Annotated in this window: 20 protein-coding genes and 1 tRNA gene; 5 read left to right on the top strand and 16 right to left on the bottom strand. The window is 64.6% G+C overall.

Translation table 11 applies throughout. From position 1 onward, the window contains the following. Positions 1-76: 76 nt before the first annotated feature. From C475_RS14320 to C475_RS14300, 4 genes are read left to right on the top strand one after another with little or no spacing between them, the layout of a single operon-like run. Positions 77-355: a hypothetical protein gene (locus tag C475_RS14320; protein ID WP_006884566.1), complete on the top strand. Its 279-nt coding sequence runs from the start codon at positions 77-79 to the stop codon at positions 353-355. Beyond that, the gene (locus C475_RS23190) at positions 355-2538 is read left to right on the top strand and encodes an MFS transporter (protein WP_152436429.1); all 2184 of its coding nucleotides are present in this window, start codon (positions 355-357) and stop codon (positions 2536-2538) included. Before C475_RS14320 ends, C475_RS23190 begins: the two co-directional genes overlap by 1 nt. Beyond that, positions 2535-2753 (top strand): hypothetical protein, encoded by a 219-nt coding sequence (locus C475_RS14305; RefSeq protein ID WP_006884564.1) that lies wholly within the window; start codon positions 2535-2537, stop codon positions 2751-2753. The genes C475_RS23190 and C475_RS14305 overlap by 4 nt, the downstream gene beginning before the upstream one ends. Beyond that, a complete protein-coding gene (locus C475_RS14300) occupies positions 2750-3145 on the top strand; it encodes a hypothetical protein (RefSeq protein ID WP_006884563.1) in 396 nt (131 codons plus the stop codon). The genes C475_RS14305 and C475_RS14300 overlap by 4 nt, the downstream gene beginning before the upstream one ends. Here the strand turns inward: C475_RS14300 and C475_RS14295 are convergent. The 15 genes from C475_RS14295 to cmk all read right to left on the bottom strand — a co-directional run bounded on the left by C475_RS14295 (position 3142) and on the right by cmk (position 12830). After that, positions 3142-3726, bottom strand: a complete 585-nt coding sequence (locus C475_RS14295; RefSeq protein ID WP_006884562.1) for a type IV pilin — start codon at positions 3724-3726, stop codon at positions 3142-3144. The genes C475_RS14300 and C475_RS14295 overlap by 4 nt on opposite strands. A gap of 6 nt (positions 3727-3732) precedes the next feature. Then, the gene (locus tag C475_RS14290; protein WP_006884561.1) at positions 3733-4290 is read right to left on the bottom strand and encodes a type IV pilin; all 558 of its coding nucleotides are present in this window, start codon (positions 4288-4290) and stop codon (positions 3733-3735) included. Between the two features lie 5 nt (positions 4291-4295). Continuing rightward, positions 4296-4859, bottom strand: coding sequence for a type IV pilin (locus tag C475_RS14285; RefSeq protein WP_006884560.1), 564 nt, complete (start codon positions 4857-4859; stop codon positions 4296-4298). 5 nt (positions 4860-4864) lie between these two features. Beyond that, complete coding sequence (locus C475_RS14280) at positions 4865-5413, bottom strand: type IV pilin (RefSeq protein WP_006884559.1); 549 nt, start codon at positions 5411-5413, stop codon at positions 4865-4867. Positions 5414-5991: 578 nt separating this feature from the next. Next, positions 5992-7626, bottom strand: coding sequence for a DUF7845 domain-containing protein (locus C475_RS14275; protein ID WP_152436428.1), 1635 nt, complete (start codon positions 7624-7626; stop codon positions 5992-5994). A gap of 5 nt (positions 7627-7631) precedes the next feature. Continuing rightward, positions 7632-8210 carry a DNA N-6-adenine-methyltransferase gene (locus C475_RS14270; protein ID WP_006884557.1) on the bottom strand — a complete coding sequence of 193 codons (579 nt, stop codon included), beginning with the start codon at positions 8208-8210 and terminating at the stop codon, positions 7632-7634. Then, positions 8207-8968, bottom strand: a complete 762-nt coding sequence (locus C475_RS14265) for a class I SAM-dependent methyltransferase (RefSeq protein WP_152436426.1) — start codon at positions 8966-8968, stop codon at positions 8207-8209. The genes C475_RS14270 and C475_RS14265 overlap by 4 nt, the downstream gene beginning before the upstream one ends. Then, the gene (locus tag C475_RS14260; protein ID WP_049930662.1) at positions 8965-9438 is read right to left on the bottom strand and encodes a hypothetical protein; all 474 of its coding nucleotides are present in this window, start codon (positions 9436-9438) and stop codon (positions 8965-8967) included. Before C475_RS14260 ends, C475_RS14265 begins: the two co-directional genes overlap by 4 nt. Before the next feature lie 16 nt (positions 9439-9454). Continuing rightward, entirely contained in the window at positions 9455-9901 is a 447-nt protein-coding gene (locus tag C475_RS14255) for a hypothetical protein (RefSeq protein WP_006884554.1), read from the bottom strand. Then, positions 9901-10410: a hypothetical protein gene (locus C475_RS14250; RefSeq protein ID WP_006884553.1), complete on the bottom strand. Its 510-nt coding sequence runs from the start codon at positions 10408-10410 to the stop codon at positions 9901-9903. The genes C475_RS14255 and C475_RS14250 overlap by 1 nt, the downstream gene beginning before the upstream one ends. After that, the gene (locus tag C475_RS14245) at positions 10407-10844 is read right to left on the bottom strand and encodes a hypothetical protein (protein WP_006884552.1); all 438 of its coding nucleotides are present in this window, start codon (positions 10842-10844) and stop codon (positions 10407-10409) included. The genes C475_RS14250 and C475_RS14245 overlap by 4 nt, the downstream gene beginning before the upstream one ends. Beyond that, positions 10844-11194 (bottom strand): hypothetical protein, encoded by a 351-nt coding sequence (locus tag C475_RS14240; protein ID WP_006884551.1) that lies wholly within the window; start codon positions 11192-11194, stop codon positions 10844-10846. The genes C475_RS14245 and C475_RS14240 overlap by 1 nt, the downstream gene beginning before the upstream one ends. 67 nt (positions 11195-11261) lie before the next feature. Then, positions 11262-11332: transfer RNA gene (locus C475_RS14235), tRNA-Pro, on the bottom strand. Positions 11333-11382: 50 nt separating this feature from the next. Continuing rightward, positions 11383-12252 (bottom strand): RNA-guided pseudouridylation complex pseudouridine synthase subunit Cbf5, encoded by an 870-nt coding sequence (locus tag C475_RS14230; RefSeq protein WP_006884550.1) that lies wholly within the window; start codon positions 12250-12252, stop codon positions 11383-11385. Then, positions 12252-12830 (bottom strand): (d)CMP kinase, encoded by a 579-nt coding sequence (gene cmk, locus C475_RS14225; RefSeq protein WP_006884549.1) that lies wholly within the window; start codon positions 12828-12830, stop codon positions 12252-12254. Before cmk ends, C475_RS14230 begins: the two co-directional genes overlap by 1 nt. Before the next feature lie 939 nt (positions 12831-13769). Here cmk and C475_RS14220 point away from each other — a divergent pair. Next, on the top strand, positions 13770-15020 hold the full coding sequence (locus tag C475_RS14220) for an orc1/cdc6 family replication initiation protein (RefSeq protein WP_006884548.1): 1251 nt from the start codon (positions 13770-13772) through the stop codon (positions 15018-15020). A 73-nt stretch (positions 15021-15093) separates the two neighbouring features. Here C475_RS14220 and C475_RS14215 read toward each other — a convergent pair whose 3' ends face one another. Beyond that, positions 15094-16065: a DUF106 domain-containing protein gene (locus C475_RS14215; protein ID WP_006884547.1), complete on the bottom strand. Its 972-nt coding sequence runs from the start codon at positions 16063-16065 to the stop codon at positions 15094-15096. Between the last annotated feature and the right edge of the window lie 47 nt (positions 16066-16112).

Here is a 16112-nt window from a genome sequence, read left to right as displayed (position 1 = left end):
ACTCTAACGCGCGCGCGTATCGGATGGGATCGCAGGGGTCCCCCCGCGGGGGCACGCGCCTCGGAGGTGACCGCGCGTGTTGATTCGCGAGCTCATCGCGGGCGCGCTTGAGCTGGTGTTCGACCTGGTCGGCATCAACGGCGTGGCGATCGGCGCGCTGGCGCTGGTCGTCGCTGGCCTGTGGTACCTTCGGGAAGCGGCCGGCGCGTTCGTGGTGCTGGCGCGGTACTCGCGGATGCTGTCGATCATCGGATTCGTCGTGCTCGGGTTGTTCGTCGCCGGGACGGCGACCGGCGTCGTCGAGCCTGGGTTCGTGGGATCGCTCGCCAACCAAATCGCGGAGCTACTGGACTAATGATACAGATTAGAGACATCACGGAACGGGTCGGCGAGTTCATCGCCGAGCGACGGAATCGCATGGGAATCGCGGAGTGGACGGCCCACGGCGCGACGCTGGTCGCGTTGATACTCACGTCGGTGCTGCGGCCGTTCACTGTCGAACTCAACCCGGTCGCTCGGTATCTGTTCGACGCGATCGGCTACGGCGCGACCGCTGGACTCGCCATGGTCGTCGTCGGGCTTCTGTTCGAGGCGTGGCGGAAGGCCTCGGACTGGATTCCGAGGATCGCTGAGGGTGTGGCGTGGTCGCTCGCCGGCCTTGGCGTCGTCGACGTGTCGATCAACCTCTGGCGTTTGGAGACTGTCGGCTGGCCCGAGACGACTCTCATTAGTGCTGTGTGGGCGATCGTGCTGAGCGGCGGTCTCGGTGTCGCGAGCATGCTGGTAGTCAGGAATCGCAGCCTGGTCCTCGCAGGCACACAGCGTGTCGCATTGTCGCGATCGGTCATGCGGACAGTTGTCATCAGCTGCATCGCACTTCTGCTGGTAGTCTCTCCAATAGCGGCCAGTCTGGGCATCTTACCTGCATCAACAGGCAAAGCCACTGCAGCAGAGGGATCTCTGATAGATGGGTTTGAGGACGGATCGGTATCCGATTGGGGCCGGACAGATAATTGGTATGTAAGTAATGAAGACCAGTACACTCTGAGTGGCGATTATGGGCTTGCTATTGACGACTTCAGCGGAGATACTCAAGTGGCTGATTTGTCGTTTAGCGGCACTCAATATAGCAATTTCTCATTTTGGGTCAATCCCCAAAATATCGGTACGAGACTGAGCTTCACCATCCGTGAGGAGACGACTGGGAAAACCACTTGGTACTTCGAAAACGGCGATATTATGATAAATGACGTGTCGGGTGGAGAGGTTGTAACCCTCACATCTTATAGTTCAGGAATTTGGTATCAGGTGGCACTGACTAACATAGACTATGGAGCGAACACTGCAACCGCAAAAGTGTTCAATTCTAATGGTGACGAGTTAGCATCCGCTTCAATTGGATTAGAATCTGTTTCTGAGATTAACTCTCTGAGGATCTACGGTGTTTCCGCGAATGGATCTGTCGATGATATACGAGCCAACGGGGGAATCGGAGGTTTGCCAACCCCAGCGCCGCCGGATACTCCAGCGCCGCGAACAGACTATGACCTCTCTGTCTGCTACCAGGGCGACGCGGACTTCCAATCGGTCGGCGCCGAAGCGACGTGGAACCCGTACCCGAACAACGCGAACAATTCCTGGGCGAGCTCGGAGTACACGGGCGACTCGTCGACGACGGAGTTCGATCGCTACGGCGATACCACGCTCGAGGACGCCAACGCGTCGCCGAACGTATCCTATCGCGTGGGCGTCGAGAGCGAGCGCGCGAGTTTCGTCTTCGACGGCGTCAACCCCACGACCTCGAACACCCGCGGCGACTTCGAGATCGCGTCGCCGTTCACGAAGTGGCTCCAGGACCCGGCGGACATCTCGTCGTCGGGAGTGTGTGAGCCGAGCACGACGCCGTCAGGCACGACCACGCCGATGCCGACGCCGGTCGGCACGCCGCCGGGAGACGCTGATCCGACGGCACTGGGGACCTGCACGCTGCCGGGCTCCGACGGCGCCAAGACCGGACTCCTCGTCGAGTACTGGGACCCGAGCATGTCGACCGAGTCCGTCTGGTTCAACCTGAGCTACGCCGGCAGCAGCATCAACGAGTTCGTCGAGTTCGACTCGCCAAAGGGCTACTACTACGGCTGCCACGGCGCCAGCGGCGGGATCGACCCGGGCGACCAGTCGACGCCCACGCCGTTCCCGGAGCCGACGGCGTTCCCGGACGGGACCGAGCCGACGCCGTTCCCGCAGCCGACGGCCTACCCGCAGCCGGACGAGCCGACGCTCGAAGGGTCGGCCAACTATAGCGACGGCAGCTCGAGCAACTTCTCGGAGATTGGCTTCGCGGACACTGACCCGGCGAACTCGCTCAACGGCTCGCTCTCGGGTGGCTTCGGGCCGACCGGCGGCTCGGGCAGCTCGGGCTCGCCGGTCGTCGGCGTCGCCCTGGTCGGCGGGGTCGGCTTGGTCGCCCTCCGCTTGACGGGCAACGACAAGCGGGTCGCCAAGGCGGCGAGCAAAGCCATCGGGAGGCTCCGATGATCCCGGCGCTGCCGGACCCGGTCAGCCTCGAGGGCGTGTTCGGCGGGCTCGCCGAGGCGCTAGTGTGGTTCGTCGGCGCGCTGCTGGCGTGGGTCATCTGGTCGCGAGTGGTCAAGCTCGAGGCGGCGCTCGTCGAGCGCGTCCCGACGAAAGTCGTCGTCGGCTTGGTGGCACTCCTGGCGCTGGTGGTCGCAGGGGTGATACCGCTGCCATGACCGCCGGCGTCGACGAGATCGGCGAGTCGGTCGCGACGCCGTGGACCATGGCCGCGGCCGTCTACGCGAGCGGCTGGGTCGCACGTCATACGTTCGTCCCCGTATGGGCGAAGGACGCGCTGGCGGTCGTGCTCGTCGGTGCGCCTGTCGCGGCCGCAGTACTACTCGCGCGACGGACGGACGCGTTCGAACTCACAGGCGGCCGCTGCCGGGCGCGGAACCGGACGGACGGCCGCAGGTGTGCGAACTCCCGGGATGCGGGCGCGGACCTCTGCGGGACGCACCAGAACACGCACGACGTGGATCTGCACCCGACCGCGCTTGAGGACGCCGTCGACCGAGATGCAGCTACGCGGTCGGTCGATAAAAGGGAAAAGAACGACGCGAATTAGGCGTCGGGGCCTTCCTGCTCGTTCAGCGTCGACGAGGAGTCGCCCTCCTGAGACTGCCAGACGACGCTGATCTCGTAGTCGCTTTCGACGCCTGCGTACACGAAGTCACCAGAGACGACAGCGCTATCGTCACCGGAGCCAGCTGCGGCCGGCCACGATCCGGTGGAGCCGTCCACGTAGTTCGTACTTGAGGCGGCAGCCGGGTCATCGTAGCCTTCATGTACGATAGGGGTATCGACCGCCGGATCATTACTCGATGGGTCGTCCCAGTCACCGTTTGAGATGTATCCGCTACCACGGAGATAGAGCTCGTTGTTGGAGATTGTGTCACCACCGTCGTGAGAGATAGTCACGAATCCGGCGGCCGGACCATCGTAACTGCTCCCTGTGATATCTCCGTCCGTCTCCTCGTAGTCCATACCGATCGTCGCCGTCGGTGCGCCTTGCTGTGTCTGGTTCCCCAGCCCGAGGACGAACGATGCGATGACGGCTGCGAGGATCACCGTGATCGCGACCATCAAGATGACGCCGATAACCGGCGACACTGCGTCGTCGTCAGTAAAGATGTTTTTCAGATTCATTGTTGATTAGGCGTCGGGGCCTTCCTGCTCGTTGAGCGTCGAGGAGGTGTCCCCTTCCTGTGACTGGTAAACGACGCTGATGTCGTAGTCCGAACTCACATATACATTCGCGAAGTCGCCAGAGACGACATTACTATCGTCCCCGCTTGCCTGAGAGTCTGGCCAATTGCCAGCATTCACTACATGAAGGTCTTCTCCAGTTTCGTCCGAAACGAATTTCTGAATCTCGTCGCCCCCATCAACTTCACTGGTATCCGTGATTGAGTCAGATTCATTAAACCCAGATCCACGGATGTACAACTCTTGATAACTGACAGAGTCTCCGCCGTCGTGGGAAACTTCCAGCAGCCCCCAGTTCTTGTTACTGGGGTCGCTGTGTTCCTCGACCTGTTCGTAGTCGAAGCCGATCGTCGCGGTCGGTGCGCCCTGCTGTGCCTGGTTGCCCAGTCCGAGGACGAACGATGCGATGACGGCTGCGAGGATCACCGTGATCGCGACCATCAGGATGACGCCGATAACCGGCGACACCGCGTCGTCGTCAGTAAAGATGTTTTTCAGATTCATTGATATTAGGCGTCAGGACCTTCCTGCTCGTTCAGCGTCGAGGAGGAGTCGCCCTCCTGAGCCTGCCAGACGAGGCTGATATCGTAGTCCGAACTCACGTAGGCGTTCGCGCGGTCGCCTGAGACGACCTTGCTGTCGTCGCCACTTGCCTGAGTGCCCGGCCACTGACCGGCTTCCAGCACGTGGACCGTACTGCCGTCCTCAGACGAAATGTAGCCGCCGAGATCGGAGTAGGTTCCACCTGTGCCGATATTGCTTCCTGAATCTCCGGTTAGGGCGTCAGAATCGTTGAACCCACTTCCACGAACGTAGAGTTCTTCATAGTTGACCGAGTCACCGCCATCGTGAGAGATTTCTAAGACACCGTGGCTAAGGTCGTCGTTATTGTCTACCTGCGTGTAGTCGAAGCCGATCGTCGCCGTCGGCGCACCCTGCTGCGCCTGATTTCCGAGGCCGAGGACGAACGACGCGATGACGGCCGCGAGGATGACCGTGATCGCGACCATCAGAATGACGCCGATAACCGGCGAAACTGCGTCGTCGTCAGTGATGATGTTTTTCAGATCCATTTGTATTAGGCGTCCGGGCCTTCCTGTTCGTTCAGCGTCGAGGAGGAGTCGCCCTCCTGAGCCTGCCAGACGACGCTGATATCATAGTTGCTCTGGACACCGACGTAGACACGGTCACCCGAGACGATGGCGCTGTCATCACCGGATCCCGCTACTGCTGGCCAGGAGCCAGCACTACCGAGATATGCGTCACCCGTCGTGTCCTCGGTGGGAGTGTAGCTTCCACTGTTTGCTGGGAGCGACGTGTCATCAGAATTATCCCAGTCGTTATGGAATCCCGACCCACGAATGTATAATTCCTCGTTGGAGATTGTGTCTCCACCGTCGTGGGAGACAGTGAGGTATCCGTATGAGTTCCCGCCTGCGTCCGCGTCCGTTTGCTCGTAGTCGAAGCCGATCGTCGCCGTCGGCGCACCCTGCTGTGCCTGGTTGCCCAGCCCGAGGACGAACGACGCGATGACGGCCGCGAGGATGACCGTGATCGCGACCATCAGGATGACGCCGATAACCGGCGACACCGCGTCGTCGTCGTTTAGTAGCTGCTTTAGATCCATGTCCGACTGGCACGTATCTGGATATCATCTTAAAGGGTACTCGCTGTTTCCCGAAACCGACCATTCAAGGCCACTTATCGGGTGATTACACTTTCCGACAAACAGGTCAAGACGCTATTGAGTGGGCGCGAGAAAGTTTATACCTCGGAAAACCGGGCAAGGCCCGGGAGATGCGGTGAACATCTTTGCACCCAAGCGGAGAGTGACAGGTTCTGTGTCAGTTACAGGACGCCACCCTGTCTGGAGCCCGTCGGCAGTCGCCGGTGCGTCCCTACGTATACTATCCGGTTAGATGAATGTTACTATGAATTCTTGTTCGACCTCTGTTTCACGTGCTTCGGGTGGAGTCTGGCGGAGAGGCGGGGGTGTATTTTTGCGCGCCGCAGGCGCGTGGCCTTAGGCACACCTCCTAAGGGGGTTTGCCCGTGCGGTGGGCACACCCCAACCGGCGAACCACCGGTTCGGCGCCGATCGGCCAACATCTGGGTTCCACTCGAAAAGGGGGTTCGGGGTAGATTCGGACTATACCTTATAAAAAGAAGCGACGACCGACAGTGATGCCTCTCTGCCGTCGGGCGTCAGTGCAGCGTCGCGACCGGCCGACGCATCGAGGTCCCGTCGACGGAGACCTCGACGATCGCCCGCTTGAGGTCCCGCGGGTCGCGGCCGTCGTTCGTCCAAGCGTCGAGCATCTTGTCGAGCACGTCGTCGACGCGCGGGTTCGTGGAGGCCTTGTGCTTCGAGAGCACCGTGTCGATCCGGACCGTCGGGCGCTCGCCCTCGCTACTCGGGGCGTCGAACTCGGCGCCGTACTTCGCGAGCCACCGGTCGAACGCGCTCGAGGCCGACTGGCGCACGTCCATGTCGACCAGCTGGGCGGCGCGGTCCGCAGCGCTCTCGATCTTCGTCTCGGCGGACTCCACGATCGCGCGGATCTCCTGACGGAGCTTCTCCGAGACGAACCGGACGTGGCCGTTGTCCGACGTGACGACGCCCTCGAGTCGCTGGAGACACCGGTACACCGTCGAGAGTCCGACACCCGCCGCATCGGCGACCTTGCGTGCCGGCTGGCCGCCGTCGGTCGCGAGGTTCTCGACGATCGCCTCGTCGGCGCTGGTCATGTCCCGCAGCGTCGTCACGATCAGGTGCTCCTGATTCGCTTCGAGCCGGGGCGTCGGGTCCGAGTGGATCGGCACGGACTCCGCAGCGGCGCCGGCGCCGAAGTGATCATCCGCGACGTAGGTGGTCCCGCCGGCCTCCGTCGGGATCTCCGCCCAGGAGAGCAACGAGACGAGCCGCTCGTCGAGCTCGCGGACGACTTCGTCGCGCTCGCTCCAGGGCACCGACCCAGCAGCGGTCCGCCCCTGGACGAACTTGACACCGAGCTTCGGATGAAACAGCGGATCTTCCGGTTCGAACTTCTCGGGGTGTTCCGGCAGGTAGCTCTTGATCTGGCCACCCAGCCGGTGGCCCGAGACCATCTCGCCGGCGCTGGTCGAACCGTGGCGCACCACGTGGTGATACCCGCGTTCACGCTCGTTGTCGAACTTGTAGACGCCTTTCGTCCCATCGGCGTCCGACAGCAGCATCGCCAGCCGGTCGAAGATCCCGCCAGTGCCGATGAGCTTCTCGTTCATCGACCGGGTGAGTCGAACGTACCGCTCGAGGGCGGTGATCCGCCCGTCGAACGGCTCGGCGAAGTAGCCGTGATAGAGACCCAGGTCGGCGGCGTTGGCCAGCTCGAAGACTAACCGCGGCAGGAGGTCGGCGACCTCGTCGGGCTCCAGGTTCGACGGCTGGCAGTGGACGCTTACGCCCTCGTCGGGCTCGGTGTGGTCGAACGCGGTCGTCGTACGCTCACCGTCCGACTTCCGCATGTCGGGGAACCGCGGCGAGATGTTGTAGTCGCACTTGCGCTCGCCGCGACCGCGGGCGTTGATATCGAACTCGTAGAGGCGATCGCTGGCGATCTCGTCCTCCGGGCGCGGCTGGAAGCCACTCTTGCTGTAGTTCATCCGGATATCCCAGCGCTCGCCGTTGATCTCCACGTCGGAGAGTTCGTGGTAGCCGTCGAACTCGTTGATCAGCAGATCCGCCAGCGCCCAGTAGGGGTCGAGTCCGTCGTAGTCGACGTACGCCTCGCTGTCATCGCCGACAGGCGCGTAGTAGAGCCACATCTCGGATTCGTGCGTGGCTCGGGTGACTTGGGACACCGCCGTCACCTCCGATCCTCATCGGCGGCGTCGCCGAGCGTGGCCTGTCGGGTCGGCGCGTAGCGCTCGCCGTCGACAAAGACGGCACCACGGTCGTCGAAGGCGTCGATAACCGCGTCAGTGGGCTCGCCGAACGCGAGAAGCATCGAGGGGAACGGTGCGGAGTTGTCCGCGTCACCGAACGACAGACGGCCCTCGATAAAGCACACCGCCGCGGCATGGCTGGCGAACTTGTGGAACCACTGGGTCGACGTGCGAGCCGGGACGAGCACGATCACCAGCTCGACGGCGTCGCGGGCGCCCTCGAAGCGCGCCTTCTCGATCCAGTCGGCCACATCCGAGTACGGCGGGTTGCACCAGACGACGCCGTGCCACCGCTGAGCGAGACCGTCGTCAGCCTCGGTGTAGGTCTCGGCGGCGATCGACCGCTCCTCGGCGCCGGAGCATGGGTCAAGGTCGAAGCCGTCGACGGCGTCGTCGAGCGGTCGCAGGAGCGACGGCGGGGTCGCCCACTCGTCGGACTCGCTCGACCAGTGGACCTGCTGGTACTCGGAGGTGCCGTCTCCGGCGTCGGCGTCACTCACTGCGACCCCTCCGATCGCTCAGTTTCCGTGTCTACACATCGCTGGTTGCACGCCCCTCCGTCGGGAACTAAACGCGACTGACGGAGGTGGCCGCGTGCCAGCTCCACCGCTTCGGCGTCAACGTCACAGCCCCAGTAGGACAGGTCCCGCTCCGACGCGACCGCCGCACCAGGTGCGGACCCACAGAACGGCTCCAGTATCCGCTCGCCGTCGTCGAGGACGGGAGAGGCCAACAGTTTCCGATAGAGCGCAAGGGGCTTTGCGGTCGAATACTCGGACTCTGCACGGCCGTCGACGTTGACGAGCGTGCCGCGATCCTGCACGTACCGCTCCGTCTCGCCGTTCGTCGCGACGGGGATCGGGTAGTGGCTGACGCGGCCGTAGTAGCCCATCCCCATCCGTCCGGGCGTCCACGCCCAGTTACGGCGGAAGACGAGTTGCTCGGCGTCTTGGAGAGAGGTGCGAACCACGTCCTGAAAGCGGTCGTCGGCGAGGCAGAACAGCCAAGCGCCGTCGACAAGCACGCGCTCTAACTCCCCGAGGAGGATGGGGAGAGCTTCGTCCTCCGCCATCTCGAACATCGGGTTCTCGCCTTCGTCTCCGTGTTTCTGGCGGTCGTAGCCCATCCGGTTGGTGCCATTCTCGTAATCGAACTCCCACGGGTAGTCGACCACGGCCGCGTGGGCGAAGTCGTCGGGCAGCTCGCCGAGCGCCTCGAAGGCGTCGGCCTGGATCACCTCTCGCTCAGTCTCGCTCACGCCGACCACCTCCGGCCACAGGAGTCGCAGGACCAGTGATCGCCCTGCCAGCTGTGGAGTGTGTCCCCAACGCAGCGGTGGCAGTATCGGAGATCCGGCGACTCGTCGGCAGGGTGGAGCGCGCACTCCGTTCCGCCGTCCGTGACGAGTCGCGCCTGTTCGTTGTCGGACTGGGGCACGATCCCGCGACGGTCGATGTCTTCGGCGAGCTCCTCGAGTCCACCAAGCAGGCCGAGGTTGCGGGCTGCCGCCGCTTCGAAGTAGTCGACGAAACCGAAGTCGGGATCGGCAGGAGCCCAGAACTCTGAGACCCACGCGTCACGGAGCGCGGAGTCGATAGCGAACCGCTCCAGTTCTCCGGCGACTCGCTCAGTGTCGCTCCTGGACTCACCACCGTCGGTCGCAACTACCGGCCCGCCGATCTCGACCGCGGTGTCGGCGTCGGGCCACCGCTCAGAGACATCGCGCACCTGAACCGGGGTCGGATCACTCGCCATCGACCTCACCCCCGTCGGTCGCGACGCGCTCGGAACGCATCCGCGAAAGCTTCGCCGCAGCGGTACGCGGCCGTTCGTCGCCATCGTCGTCGGACTCGGTCGCGTAGTACTCCGGCGGCCGCCGCGGACCGAACATCAGCCGCTCGGGCCGCTCGCCGCGCTCTCGAAGGAACTCCTCGCGCTGGTCGAGGAGTCGGAGAACGCCCTCACGGGGTCCGTCGGTCGGACCAACCTCAGGGTGGTGCTCGGCAGCCCAGTACGCTCGGCAGACGGCTATCTTGTCGATACCTCGGATGCGAGATTTCAGCAGACCCTTCCGGTCGGCATGGCCGACGAGGTCCCAGTCGAGGAAGCGCGCGGGGTTGTGCCCGATGTCCTTCTCGATCCCGGGCAACTCGGGGAGGTCGCGACCGCCGGCCTGGTTCGTCGACGGCATCAGCCGCTCACCTCCGCCGAGCTGGGGACGCGTTCACGGTCGATCAGCACGGTCCACGTCAGCTGGGCGACCTCGGTCTCCGAGCGGTCGGCGTCCACGTCGTACCACCGGCCGCCGAGATGCTCGTCCAGCAGCGACGCCGGGATGATCACCGACCGGAGGATCGGGGTCTCCGGGCGCGGGGCGTAGACGGTCAGCAGGTAGACGCCGCCGGCGTCGACGAGCTGGTCGTGCGCCTTGCGCTTGATGTACCACTGGCCGGACCGCTGCCGACTGGCGCCGGCCGAGCGAACGACGCACGCGCCTTTGATCTCGACTTCAGTATCAGGCTCGATGAGCGGGATCCCGTAGAACGGGCGCTCGTAGGAGGGATCGAGGCACTCGACGGTCCGTGCGTCGTGCCACGTCGCGACGGAGTCACCGACGAACTCCAGGCCCGGATCGGCGTTGATCACGGCGCTCTCAACGGAGTCACCGCGCTTCTTGGAGGACTCCAGGGTACTGCTCACGCCGACTCACCTCCATTCGACCGCTCGCCTCCTCCACCGTCGGCGACGAGCTGCGGGTCGGCTTCGGCGCTGTCGTGTTCGATGCGGTCGGCCCACAGTTCCCGGAAGTGCTCGCTCTCGGCTTTCCGAAGGAGTCCCGTCGGTTCTACACCTCGGTTGGGGACCATCGACCGCGGCCAGTTTTCGTATTTCGCGAGTGAAGCGGGTACGATCCCGTCGCCGGAAGGGTTGTCGGCGCCGTTAGTCGAGACTTTGACGGCGCGGCCGTCCGGACTCGCGTACCGAAGCAATATCATGTTCCGCGGGCCGGAAGCGACGGAGACCGCGTATATCCGGGGCGAACCGCGATCCTGATCGGAGCCGTATTCGATCCAGCTCTCGGGGATCGGGTGGAACTCGTCGCCGTCGATCTCGACGGGCCACTCGTCGGACATCAGGCGTCACCTCCCCGGGCGCCCAGCTCCTCGAGGTCGTCCGGCCCGAAGTCCTCGGCGCCGATCTTCGCCGCGAGCCCCTGATCCGCACAGGAGGGGTTGTCGGGCACGTTCGACTTCGAACAGTCGACCTCGTGGTCGTCGGTCAGATGAACCGACGAGGTGTAGCGACCGACGACGACCTCGTCGACGTGGTCCGGGATCGTCCCATCGGGGAAACAGATACCGCACTTCTCGCGACTCTTCGCGACGGTATCTTGCGAGGAAACCCCGCGTGCGTACTGTACGTCGGCGTAGCAGGCGGGATCGACCTCGGACTCGCGGCCGGCGCCGCGGCTGTCCGGGGTCATGCGGAGTCACCCCTAAAGGTACGATTCCAGACTATCAGGAAACCCTGGAAAAAGGGTATATGGGTAGTGGGACCGCCGAGATTCGAACTCAGGTCCGACGCACCCCATGCGCCGAGGATACCGCTACCCCACGGTCCCGCGTATCGGCAGACGAGCCACCCCTGATTAAGCCCTTCGCTTTCGGTCGGTCAGACCAGCACGCGTTCGAGATCGAGTACCACACCGCTGTCGGCCTCCGGGTCGCCGGCGAGGGTCGCGAGACAGACCGCTGCCTCGTCCGGAGTGTAGCAGGCGACCAGGTCGCCGCGGAACACGTCGTCGATGTCGATCAGACCAGGCGCGTAGACGGGCGCCCCCTCGGCGACCTCCCGAGCGGCCGACTCGGCGATGGTCGCGCTCGGCAGGTCGACGAGCGCCCGCTCGGCGGGCTGGACGACCTCGCGGAGCGGGTCGGTGTCCCCCTCGTCGGCCCACGCGAGCGCGTCGACGAAGTCGTGCAGCGACACCAGCTTCCGGTCGTCGAACGAACCGGTCACCGTCCGGCGGAGGTGACCCATGTGCGCGCCGGTCCCCAGAGCGAGCCCCAGATCGTGGCACAGCTTCCGGATGTAGGTCCCGCTCTCGCAGCGGACCCGCAGTAGGGCCCGCCGGTCCTCGACCTCCAGCGCGTCGAGGGCGTAGATCTCCCGCGAGCGCAGTCGGCGGACGACCGCGCTCTTCTTGGGCGGCTTCTGGTAGATATCGCCCTCGAACTCGGCGAGGACGGACCTCAGATCGGCGGGGGCTGGACCGTGGAGTTCGAGGACGGCGATGTATTCCTTGTCGCTGTCGTCGAACACCTGGGCCATCCGCGTCGCGTCGCCGAGCAGCATCGGGAGACAGCCGGTGACTTTCGGGTCGAGGGTGCCGGCGTGGGCGGCGCGCTCGACGCCGGCCATGTCCCGGACCCACGCGGCGACCTGGTGGGCCGACGGGCCGGGGGGTTTGTCGAGGTTGACGACGCCGAACTCCAGCAGATCGTCGACGGATCGGTCGTCGGGCGGGCCGCGGAGGGACATCAGAAGTCGTAGTCCACGCCGGTGACCGGCGCTCGCCCCTCGTCGTCGTCGGGGTCGTAGGACTCGACGGCCGCGAGGACGATCTCCAGCTCCGCGGCGGGGCTCCACCGGGAGGTGTTGAGCACGAGGTCGTATATCGAGCGGTCGTCGATCTCGATGTCGTAGTACTCGGCGTAGCGTTTGGCCTCGCTCTCGGCGCGGGCGGTCGTCTCCTCGCGGGCGGTCGTGACGGACTTGTCCTCGCGGTCGGCGATGCGCTCGGCGCGCACGTCCATCGGGGCGTCGAGCCAGATGCGCAGGTCGGCGTGGTCGCCGGCCATCCATCCGGCGAGGCGCGATTCGAGGATGAGGTCGTCGTTCTCGTCGGCGATCTCGCGGAGCCGGCGGTCCAGGTCGCGGTCGACTTGGTCGTCCTCCTCGGCGAGTTCGTTGAACGCGACCAGCGACATGTCTCGCTCGTCGGCCATCTCGCGGAAGATATCGCCGCCGCTGACGTGGTCCACCTCCAGCGCGTTCGCCAGCGCCGCGGCGAACGTACTCTTGCCACTCCCGGCTGGGCCGGAAACGGTTATCAACATACGTCGTTTCCGTTCGGTCCGTAAATAGAGGTTGCGGAACCGCCCGTTTCGCCCCAACGAGTTCGCACGTCCCGAATCGGTCTCATCAGGAGATCATATCTCAGGGGAGACACACACCCGATTCCGAGTTAGTGGAGCCCGAGCGGCCGGAGGAGTTCGCTACGACCCGGGAACTAACTCGGAATCGGGTGTGTCTAGACTAGTTACTAGGTTCTAGAACGAGAAGAGAAACGAGAAGAGACGAGGTAGTAGAGGGCGGTCGGAGCGCTCGAACCGTCGTTCAGCTCTCTGAAATATCGAGAGACGGGAACCGGTTCCACCGTGCTCCCAGCGAGGCGGTCACACTGGCCGACTAACTCGGAATCAGGTGTGTGTGCCACTGTATGACCCGAGCCGCAACTAACTCGGAATTCGGTGTCCCGGGTCGTCATTCGTCGACCGGCTCACTGCGACTAGAACTAACTCGGAATCAGGTGTCCCAGTGGGCTGTCCCGGCGGTCGGGCCTCAGTCCGGGCCGCCTCGATCCCCTCGGCCGTCACGACGTTGTGACCGCTCGTCCCCCAACTCGAGCGGTCGGACCGACGGGTCCGTTGGACTGGCCACGCGAGAACACGTCGAACCTCCGCTGAGGTCGCCGAACTAACTCGGAATTAGGTGTGTCACACCCAACCGACACCCGGCCGAACCCGGTCGGACACGCTCGTTGACGGTTCATTCCAACGATATCACGTGGACGGCCGGGGCCAGCGACGGCGGGGCGACGCTGATCAGCGATGGAGCGGCGGCAACGCCGGGCCAGTAACTCGGAATCGAGTGGGGTCGACCCAGTTCAGAGTTACGAGCGGGCGACACAGGACGGGCATCTGGGGGCTGGTGGGCCGCAACTAACTCGGAGTGCAGTGGAAACGCTTTTCCACGGGGACGCGAACGGACAAGCCATGCAGGAGCACGGCGACGGGTCGGCGGAGGCGGGCGACGAGCTGTTCCAGGCGGTCGAGGAGGGCGGCGGCGACACGGTCTTCGCGAACCGCGAGTTGCTCAACATCGACCACGTCCCCGACGAGGCGCGGATCGTCGGCCGCGACGAGCACATCCGGGACCTCGCCAACGAGGTCGGCCCCGCGGTGACGGGATCGCCGCCCAACTCGGTGATCCTCTACGGGAAGACCGGGTCGGGCAAGTCGCTCGTCGCCAACCACGTCATGGAACGGGCGCGAACGGAGTCCCAGCGCCGCTCCAACCGCCTGGCGACCGTCACGGTGGACTGCGCCCAGGCCAAGGGCGAGGCCGACGCCGTCCAGACCATTGCGACCGGTATCAACCCCCCCGGCTCCGGCGTCGACATCCCGACGCGGGGCATCTCGACCAACGAGTACTACAACCGCCTCTGGGAGATCCTCGACCGCGAGTACGACGCCGCGCTCATCACCCTCGACGAAGTCGACCGGCTCGACGACGACAACGTCCTGATGTTGCTCTCGCGAGCCCGCGAGGCCGGGAAGGTCGACGTGCCCATCGGTATCATCTCCATCTCGAACAAGGTGAACTTCCGCGAGCAGATGACCGAGCGGGTCAAGAGCAGCCTCGGTCACAACGAGTTCATCTTCGACCCCTACGACGGCGAACAGCTCCGACAGATCCTCGAAAATCGGCGCGACGCCTTCTGCGACGACGTGCTCGACGCCGGCGTCATCCCGAAGACCGCGGCGCTGGCCGCCCAGCGCCACGGCGACGCGCGCAAAGCCATCCGCCTGCTGCGCCACGCCGGCGACTACGCGAAGAACAACGGCCTCGACGAGGTGACCGAGGACCACCTCGAACGCGCCCAGGAGCAGGCCGAGGTCGAGCGGCTCAAGGAGCTCATCGCCGGCCTGCCGCCCCACAGCAAGTACGTCCTCTACGCGCTGGCGAACCTCACCGCCAACACTGGCCCCGAGGAAGACTGGTTCCGGACGACCGTCATCTACGACGTCTACCAGAAGGTCTGCGAGGCCGAGGGCGCCGACGACCTGACCACCGACTCCATCCGCGGGCTGCTCAGCGAACTCGCCTTCCTCGAAGTCACCGAGTCCAACCAGGAACACGGCGGCATGGGCAAAGGGACCTACAAGGAACACCGCCTGCTGTGGGAGCCCAGCGTCGTCTTCAAGATGGACCCCGATCCCGCCCAGGTCGACGTCGAGCGCTGAGAGTACGTCGACCTGCCGCCGAGGAGACGACCGCCAGCACGTACCGCGGCCGAGAGAATCGAGACGGACGGCGTTAGGACGTCGACGGCGTCGTCTGGACGTCGAGCGCCTTGCGGACGATCTGGGTGAAGCTCATCGAGCAGACGAAGTACCAGACGATCCACGCCCACATCGGGCCGATGCGCTCGCTCCACGACGCGATCTCGCCGATGAGCGGGAGGACCATCACCGGACCTGCACCGGCGACCATCTCCGGCGTCTGGACCATGAAGTAGATCCAGAGGAACACGGGGATGTTGACGAGCATGATCCACACCATCGGGCGGAACTGCTCTTTGAACATGCCGAGCTGGTCGCCCATCGCCTCCATCTGCTCCTCCTGGATCTCTTCGAGGGCCTCGTCGTCGCCGCGCTCCTTGGCGTCCTTGCGGCGCTCCTGGATCTCCTGCATGCGCTCCTGGTACTCGCCCATCTTGTCCATGTTCATCAGCTTGCCCTGCAGCACCGTCGAGCTGAAGCCGGTGAACGTGGCGAGCACGAGGATCATGATGTAGAAGGGCAACACGTCCGCCAGCGGTCCGAGACCGATGTCGATCACGCCGCCGACGGTGTTGCGGATCGGCGCCTGCGAGTAGCCGAGAAAGAGGGCGATCGTCGCGACCGCTGCCATCTTGTCCCAGCGGGACCACCCGCCCTCGTCGTCGTCGGTGGAGCCGCTCGACGCGGACGAATCCGAGCTATTCGACGCCGACGAGCCGCCGACGTCCGACGACGTCCCCGCCGAGCCGGTGTCGTCGGGCGCGTCGTCGCCGAGGGCGTCGCGAACGCCTTCGGGGTCGTCGACGACGAAACCCTCGCCGTCGACGTCGACGAGGATACCCTGCTCGATGAGCCGCCCCCACTCGCCGCTGGTAATGTCGCCGCTGACGTCCGACCACTGCACGGTGCCCTGGTCGTCCGCCACCGCGAGCACGCGCGCCATCGCGTCGGCCATCGACTGGCTCTCGTCGGCCAGCGACGCCGCCTTTTCTGCCGTCCGTGCCATTGCTATCTATCTCCGTCCTCGGTCGTTATCAACCTTTAATTCTCCCG

It is taken from the genome of Halosimplex carlsbadense 2-9-1, assembly GCF_000337455.1.
In the GTDB taxonomy this organism is placed as follows: domain Archaea; phylum Halobacteriota; class Halobacteria; order Halobacteriales; family Haloarculaceae; genus Halosimplex; species Halosimplex carlsbadense.
This window is presented reverse-complemented; position numbering and strand designations above follow the sequence as displayed.

Coding starts and splice junctions, on each gene's coding strand:
- C475_RS14295 (WP_006884562.1), bottom strand. CDS start 3,726: ATGAATCTGAAAAACATCTTTACTGACGACGACGCAGTGTCGCCGGTT.
- C475_RS14240 (WP_006884551.1), bottom strand. CDS start 11,194: ATGACCCCGGACAGCCGCGGCGCCGGCCGCGAGTCCGAGGTCGATCCC.
- C475_RS14300 (WP_006884563.1), top strand. CDS start 2,750: ATGACCGCCGGCGTCGACGAGATCGGCGAGTCGGTCGCGACGCCGTGG.
- C475_RS14305 (WP_006884564.1), top strand. CDS start 2,535: ATGATCCCGGCGCTGCCGGACCCGGTCAGCCTCGAGGGCGTGTTCGGC.
- C475_RS14220 (WP_006884548.1), top strand. CDS start 13,770: ATGCAGGAGCACGGCGACGGGTCGGCGGAGGCGGGCGACGAGCTGTTC.
- C475_RS14230 (WP_006884550.1), bottom strand. CDS start 12,252: ATGTCCCTCCGCGGCCCGCCCGACGACCGATCCGTCGACGATCTGCTG.
- cmk (WP_006884549.1), bottom strand. CDS start 12,830: ATGTTGATAACCGTTTCCGGCCCAGCCGGGAGTGGCAAGAGTACGTTC.
- C475_RS14280 (WP_006884559.1), bottom strand. CDS start 5,413: ATGGATCTAAAGCAGCTACTAAACGACGACGACGCGGTGTCGCCGGTT.
- C475_RS14245 (WP_006884552.1), bottom strand. CDS start 10,844: ATGTCCGACGAGTGGCCCGTCGAGATCGACGGCGACGAGTTCCACCCG.
- C475_RS14285 (WP_006884560.1), bottom strand. CDS start 4,859: ATGGATCTGAAAAACATCATCACTGACGACGACGCAGTTTCGCCGGTT.
- C475_RS14255 (WP_006884554.1), bottom strand. CDS start 9,901: ATGCCGTCGACGAACCAGGCCGGCGGTCGCGACCTCCCCGAGTTGCCC.
- C475_RS23190 (WP_152436429.1), top strand. CDS start 355: ATGATACAGATTAGAGACATCACGGAACGGGTCGGCGAGTTCATCGCC.
- C475_RS14290 (WP_006884561.1), bottom strand. CDS start 4,290: ATGAATCTGAAAAACATCTTTACTGACGACGACGCGGTGTCGCCGGTT.
- C475_RS14215 (WP_006884547.1), bottom strand. CDS start 16,065: ATGGCACGGACGGCAGAAAAGGCGGCGTCGCTGGCCGACGAGAGCCAG.